The following is a 6,196-nucleotide window of genomic DNA, read 5'->3' as shown; positions in this document are numbered from 1 at the left end:
CCGCGCCACCGTGCGCGTCGCCCCATCCCCCGTCTCCGCGCCGCTGCTGTCGGTCGTGATCCCGCTGTACAACGAAAGCGGTTCGCTCGGGGCCCTGCACGAGCGCCTGAAGGCGGCGATCGCGGACCTGCCGCTAGCCGGCCACGAGTTCGTCTTCGTCGACGACGGCAGTCGCGACACGACCTTCGACGAGGTCGCCGCGCTGGCGGCCATCGATCCGGCGATCCGGGCGATCCGCTTCGCGCGCAACTTCGGCAAGGAGGCCGCGATGGCCGCCGGCCTGCGTGCGGCGCGTGGTGACATCGTCGTGCTGATGGACGGCGACCTGCAGCATCCGCCCGAGCTCATTCCCGCGATGATCGCGCGCTGGCAGAACGGCGCCAAGATGGTCACCGCGGTGCGCCGCTCGCGCGACACCGACCCGTGGCTGCGGCGCCAGCTCTCGCGCGGTTTCTATGGCCTCTTCCGGCGCGTGTCGGAAGTCGCGCTGGAGGAGGGGGGAGGCGACTTCCGCCTCTTCGACCGTGCGGTCGTCGATGCGATCAACAGCCTGCCCGAGCGCACCCGTTTCATGAAGGGCATCACGAGCTGGGTGGGCTTCCGTCAGGAAACGATCGACTTCGAGCCTGCCGAGCGCGCCGCCGGCGCTTCCGCGTGGTCGCTGTTGCGCCTGCTGCGCTATGCGATCGACGGCCTGTCGGCCTTCAGCACGCTGCCGCTGCGTGTGTGGTCGATGATCGGCGTCTGCATTTCCGGCCTGTCGGTGCTGTACGGCGGCTGGCTGGTCGTGCGCACGGCGATCTTCGGCATCGACCTTCCCGGCTACGCGTCGATCATCGTCTCGGTGCTGTTCCTGTCCGGCATCCAGCTGATCAGCCTGGGTGTTCTCGGCGAATACGTCGGACGCATCTTCACCGAGGTCAAGCAGCGTCCGCTGTATCTGGTCTCCGAACGCATCGGCTTCGACGAGGCCACGAAGTGAGCACTCCCGCGGTCGTTCCGGGCGCGCCGCTCGCGCCCGCAGGCCTGCTGTCGCCGCAGCTCGCCTTCCGCCTCGCGCTACTCGTCTTCGCCGTCCTCGGTGCCTACGTGCTGTTCTCGTTCGACCAGCACGGCATCAGCAACGACGAGGAGGTGCAGCACGTCTATGGCCGCCTGCTGCTCGACTTCTACGCCTCGGGCTTCGCCGACCGCAGCGCCTTCGCATACAAGAATCTATATCTCTACGGCGGCCTCTTCGACCTGATCGCCGCGGCGCTCGAACGCGTCGTGCCGATGAACGTGTGGGACCTGCGCCACCTGCTGTCGGCCGGCTTCGGCCTGCTCGGCCTGGCCGGAACCTGGCTGCTCGCGCGCCTGCTGATGGGCGAGGCCGCGGGGCTGGTCGCGCTGGTGCTGCTTGCCCTCACGGGGGCATGGTCCGGCGCGATGTTCACGCACACCAAGGACGTGCCCTTCGCGACGACGATGGTGTGGTCGCTGTATTTCACGACGCGCTTCGCGGCGCGCATGCCGGTGGTGAAAGCGGGCGATCTCGTCGGGCTCGGCATCGCGATCGGCTGCGCCTTCGGCCTGCGCGTCGGTGCCGTGTTCGCGGTGTTCTACCTCGGCGTCGCCGTGCTCGCCGCGGCCTGGCTGAACGGTGAGGATCTGCGCGGACGCCTTGTCGTGCTGCGCCGCGCGGTCCTTGCGCTGCTGCCCGCGGCGGCAATCGCGTTCGCGCTGCTGGGCCTCTTCTGGCCGTGGGCGGTCCAGTCGGGCGGCAACCTCGTGACGGCGATGACGACCTTCTCGCGCTTCTCCTTCGAGCTGTACACGATCCTCGACGGGGCGGTGATGAAGAACGGCGACGTGCCCGGCCGTTACCTCGCGAGCTATCTGCTCGTGCGCCTGCCGGAACTGTTCCTGCTCGGCGTCGCGCTCGCCGCGCTGAGCGCATTGCGCGAGCTGCCCGGCCTGTTCGCGTCGGCGCGCGGACGTACGCAGGCCCTGCGCTGGCTCCCCGTGACGCTCGCCGCGGCCTTTCCGCTCGCCTACACGCTGCTCGCCGCGCCGCCGCTCTACAACGGCATCCGGCACTTTACCTTCCTGCTGCCGCCGCTGGCGGTGCTCGCCGCCACTGGCCTCGTCACGACCGCGGCGCGCGCGTCGCGCTGGCCCAGGGCGCGGCTCGCCGCGATCGCAGGCTGCGGGCTGCTGGCCGCGACCCACCTCGTCACCCTTGTGCGCCTGCACCCTTACGAGTACGTCGCGTACAACGGTTTCACCGGCGGTCTGCGCGGTACCGAAGGGCGCTGGGAACAGGACTACTGGGGCGATGCGCTGCGCGAGGCCGCCGGCCTCCTCAACGCCTACGTCGCTGCAGAGGGCGTGGCGCCGCGGACCTGGACCGTCGCCGTGTGCGCCGAGTCGGTGCAGGGCACGGCCTGGCTCGCGCCGGGGCTGGAGGTCATGCGTGACTGGCGCGCGGCGGACTTCTTCCTGTCGCCGACGCACATGGACTGCGACACGGCGGTGAAAGGCAAGGTCATCGGCGAGGTTGCGCGCGAAGGCGTCGTCCTTGCCGTGGTGCGCGACCGCCGCATGCTCGTCGGCGCCGATCGCGAGCCGCGCCCGCCGCAATGAGCGACACCGACCGCCTGCGCGGCCACCTTGGCCGCTTCCTGCGCTTTGCCGTCGTCGGCGCGGTTGGCACCGCGGCCCACTATGCGCTGCTGCTCGCGCTGGTCGAGGGCGCCGGTGTCGATCCGATCGCCGGCTCGGTTGCGGGCTTCCTGCTCGGGGCGCTGGTGAACTACACGATGAACCGCACCCTGGTGTTCCGCTCCGACCGCGCGCACGCGGAGGCACTGCCGCGCTTCCTCGCGATCGCGGGCATGGGGCTGTGCTGGAACGCGCTGCTGATGTATCTATTCGTCGATCTCGTCGGCGTGCATTACCTGATCGCCCAGATCGTCACGACCGCGATCCTGCTCGGCTGGCACTACGTCGGCAATGCGCTGTGGACCTTCCGCAAGCGCCCGGCCGGCAACCGCGGCGGGCGGTAGAATAGGCGCTCCCTCGCACACCGTTTCGCGCGCGCCGCGCTTATCCGCCGTTTTCCAAGCCTCGATTACCGTGCCGCATCTCGAACCCCGGATCGTCCATGTCGACGACTACATCATCGTCGCCGAAAAGCCCGCCGGCCTGCTGTCCGTGCCGGGACGCGGCGAACACAAGCAGGACTGCCTGATCGCCCGCATCCAGGCGCGCTACCCGGACGCGCGCATCGTCCACCGGCTGGACTTCGACACCTCGGGCCTGATCGTCCTCGCGCGCGGTGCCGAGATGCACCGCCGACTCAGCATGGCCTTCGAGAAGCGCGAGGTGGACAAGCGCTACTTCGCGCTCGTGCATGGCCATGTGCTGTCGCAGGACGGCGAGGTCGACCTGCCGCTGATCGTCGATTGGCCGAACCGTCCGCGCCAGATGGTGGATCCCGTGAACGGCCGGCGTGCGCTCACGAACTACCGCGTCGTCGAGCGTAGCGGCATGGGGGCGGACGCGGTTTCGCGCGTCGAACTCGAGCCTGTCACCGGGCGCTCGCACCAGTTGCGCGTGCATATGATGACGATCGGCCACGCGATCCTCGGCGACACCCTCTACGCCCCGCCCGAAAGCGCCGAGCGCCACCCGCGGCTGCACCTGCATGCGGCGATGCTCGCCTTCGACCATCCGCAGACCAAGCAGCGGATGAAGTTCGTCAGCCCGGTGCCGTTCTGAGCGCGCCCTGAATGAAAAAGCCCGGCGGACCGGGCTTTTCGGGCGATGCGTCGCGGCGGCTCAGACGTTGAACAGGAAATTCAGCACGTCGCCGTCCTTGACGACATATTCCTTGCCTTCGGCGCGCATCTTGCCGGCTTCCTTCGCCCCGGCTTCGCCCTTGTAGGCGATGAAGTCGTCGTAGGCGATGGTCTGTGCGCGAATGAAGCCGCGTTCGAAGTCGGTGTGGATCACGCCTGCGGCCTGCGGGGCCGTATCGCCTACGTGGATCGTCCACGCGCGCACTTCCTTGACTCCCGCGGTGAAGTAGGTCTGCAGGCCGAGCAGCGTGTAGCCGGCGCGGATCAAGCGATCCAGGCCGGGTTCCTCGAGGCCCATCGATTCGAGGAAGTCCTTCTTGTCGGCGTCGTCGAGGTCGGCGATCTCGGCTTCGATCGCGGCGCACAGCGCGACGACCTGCGCGCCTTCGGCGGCCGCGTGGGCGCGCACGGCGTCCAGATGCGGGTTGTTCTCGAAACCGTCCTCGGCGACGTTGGCGGCGTACAGCACGGGCTTCGCGGTGATCAGGCAGAAGGGCTTGATGCTCGCCCACTCTTCCTTGCCGAGATCCAGGGCGCGCACCGGCTTCGCCTCGTTGAGCTGGGCGAGGCACTTCTCGAGCACCGCGACGAGGACCTTGGCGTCCTTGTCGCCGGCGGCGGCGGGACGCTTGTAGCGGTTCACGGCCTTTTCGACGGTGGCCATGTCGGCGAGTGCGAGTTCGGTGTCGATGATCTCGATGTCGCGGATCGGATCGACGCTGCCGGAGACGTGCACGACGTTGTCGTCGGCAAAGCAGCGCACGACATGCACGATCGCGTCGGTCTCGCGGATGTTGGCGAGGAACTGGTTGCCCAGGCCTTCACCCTTCGATGCGCCGGCAACGAGGCCGGCGATATCGACGAACTCGACGATCGCGGGCTGGATCTTCTGCGGCTTGACGATCTCCGACAGCGCGGCAAGGCGCGGATCCGGCACCTCGACGATGCCGACGTTCGGCTCGATGGTGCAGAAAGGGTAGTTGGCCGCTTCGATACCGGCTTTCGTGAGGGCGTTGAACAGGGTCGACTTGCCGACGTTGGGCAGGCCGACGATGCCGCATTTGAGGCTCATGGGCGGGGTTCTTCCTTGGGTATTGCCGGCTTCGGCGTGGCCGGGCGGGCGTTGATTCGGGTGCTGGCGGCGTTCCACTCGCCGCGGGCGATCATCGGCCAGGTCGCGAGGGCGCGCTCCATGGCTTCGTCGATCAGGGTCTGTTCCTCGCGGCGCGCGGTTTTCAGCACGAAGTTCACGACCTCGTTGCGGTCGCCCGGATGGCCGATGCCGATGCGCAGGCGCCAGTAGTCGTTCGTGCCGAGGTGCGCCGAGGTGTCCTTGAGGCCGTTGTGGCCACCCAGGCCGCCGCCGAATTTCAGGCGCAGCTGGCCGGGGGGGACGTCGAGTTCGTCATGCACGACGAGGATCTCGGCGGGGGGGATGCGGTAGAAGCGCGCGAGCGCGCCGATGGCCTGACCCGAGCGGTTCATGAAGGTCTGCGGCATCAGCAGCCAGACACCGGCGTCGCGCGCATTGGCGACCAGACCGTGGAAACGGGATTCGTGATTGAAGCGCACGCCGAGCTGGTCGGCGAGCCGCTCACAAAACCAAAACCCGGCATTGTGCCGGGTCTCGGTGTATTCGGCGCCGGGGTTGCCGAGGCCGACGATGAGACGCGGTGCTGCGGCGCTCATCGTGTCGGTTCCTGCGTCATCCCGGCGCTGCGTCCCGAGGCGTCAGCCTCAGGCGGCTGCGCCTTCGGTAGCCTCGTCAGTGGCGGCGCCCTTGACCGTCAGGGCGGTGGCCACGACCGGGTCGCCTTCGCCGTGTGCAACGAGTTCGACGCCTTCCGGCAGCTTGAGCTGCGAAACGTGGATCGACTGGCCGGACTCGAGATCCTTCAGGTCGACTTCGATGAACTCCGGCAGGTTGCCCGGCAGGCACTCGACGTCGAGTTCGTTGATGGTGTGCGAGATCATGCAGCCGCCGAGCTTGACCGCCGGATTGGTGTCGGCGTTGACGAAGTGCAGCGGCACCTTCAGGTGGATCTTCTGGCTCGCATCGACGCGCTGGAAGTCCAGGTGCAGGATTTGCTGGCGGAACGGGTGCCATTGGGTGTCACGCAGCAGGACCGCCTGCTTGGTGCCGTCGACGTTCGCCGACAGGATCGAAGCGTGGAAGGCTTCCTTGCGCAGCAGGTGGTACAGCTCGTTGTGGTCCAGGGCGACGTTCTGGGCTTCGCCCGAACCGTAGATGATGCCCGGGATCTGGCCGGCGCGACGCAGGCGGCGGCTCGCACCCGTGCCCTGTTCCACGCGCTTGGTGGCCTTGAATTCGATTTGCATGGTGATACTCCTGG

General features: G+C 68.1%; 7 protein-coding genes. 4 read left to right on the top strand and 3 right to left on the bottom strand.

Translation table 11 applies throughout. The annotated features are described in order from the left end of the window. Positions 1–10 precede the first annotated feature (10 nt). From GPA27_RS22800 to GPA27_RS22785, 4 genes are all read left to right on the top strand, one after another. Positions 11–982 (top strand): glycosyltransferase family 2 protein, encoded by a 972-nt coding sequence (locus tag GPA27_RS22800; protein ID WP_256223086.1) that lies wholly within the window; start codon positions 11–13, stop codon positions 980–982. Further along, on the top strand, positions 979–2,625 hold the full coding sequence (locus tag GPA27_RS22795) for a glycosyltransferase family 39 protein (RefSeq protein WP_256223085.1): 1,647 nt from the start codon (positions 979–981) through the stop codon (positions 2,623–2,625). Before GPA27_RS22800 ends, GPA27_RS22795 begins: the two co-directional genes overlap by 4 nt. Then, on the top strand, positions 2,622–3,047 hold the full coding sequence (locus tag GPA27_RS22790; RefSeq protein WP_169142719.1) for a GtrA family protein: 426 nt from the start codon (positions 2,622–2,624) through the stop codon (positions 3,045–3,047). Before GPA27_RS22795 ends, GPA27_RS22790 begins: the two co-directional genes overlap by 4 nt. A gap of 70 nt (positions 3,048–3,117) precedes the next feature. After that, positions 3,118–3,762: an RluA family pseudouridine synthase gene (locus GPA27_RS22785; RefSeq protein WP_169142718.1), complete on the top strand. Its 645-nt coding sequence runs from the start codon at positions 3,118–3,120 to the stop codon at positions 3,760–3,762. A gap of 60 nt (positions 3,763–3,822) precedes the next feature. Here the strand turns inward: GPA27_RS22785 and ychF are convergent, their stop codons facing one another. From ychF to GPA27_RS22770, 3 genes are read right to left on the bottom strand one after another with little or no spacing between them, the layout of a single operon-like run. Then, positions 3,823–4,914, bottom strand: a complete 1,092-nt coding sequence (gene ychF, locus GPA27_RS22780) for a redox-regulated ATPase YchF (RefSeq protein ID WP_169142717.1) — start codon at positions 4,912–4,914, stop codon at positions 3,823–3,825. Continuing rightward, positions 4,911–5,531: an aminoacyl-tRNA hydrolase gene (gene pth, locus GPA27_RS22775; RefSeq protein WP_169142716.1), complete on the bottom strand. Its 621-nt coding sequence runs from the start codon at positions 5,529–5,531 to the stop codon at positions 4,911–4,913. Before pth ends, ychF begins: the two co-directional genes overlap by 4 nt. A gap of 48 nt (positions 5,532–5,579) precedes the next feature. Beyond that, positions 5,580–6,182: a 50S ribosomal protein L25/general stress protein Ctc gene (locus GPA27_RS22770; protein WP_169142715.1), complete on the bottom strand. Its 603-nt coding sequence runs from the start codon at positions 6,180–6,182 to the stop codon at positions 5,580–5,582. Positions 6,183–6,196: the final 14 nt, after the last annotated feature.

It is taken from the genome of Aromatoleum toluolicum (genome assembly GCF_012911005.2).
Lineage (GTDB): Bacteria > Pseudomonadota > Gammaproteobacteria > Burkholderiales > Rhodocyclaceae > Aromatoleum > Aromatoleum toluolicum.
Note: the sequence above shows the minus strand (reverse complement) of the source record. Positions and strands in the feature narration are given on the sequence as shown.

Excerpts from the sequence above, each read along its gene's own strand:
- GPA27_RS22770 (WP_169142715.1), bottom strand. The coding sequence starts at position 6,182 with ATGCAAATCGAATTCAAGGCCACCAAGCGCGTGGAACAGGGCACGGGT.
- ychF (WP_169142717.1), bottom strand. The coding sequence starts at position 4,914 with ATGAGCCTCAAATGCGGCATCGTCGGCCTGCCCAACGTCGGCAAGTCG.
- GPA27_RS22790 (WP_169142719.1), top strand. The coding sequence starts at position 2,622 with ATGAGCGACACCGACCGCCTGCGCGGCCACCTTGGCCGCTTCCTGCGC.
- pth (WP_169142716.1), bottom strand. The coding sequence starts at position 5,531 with ATGAGCGCCGCAGCACCGCGTCTCATCGTCGGCCTCGGCAACCCCGGC.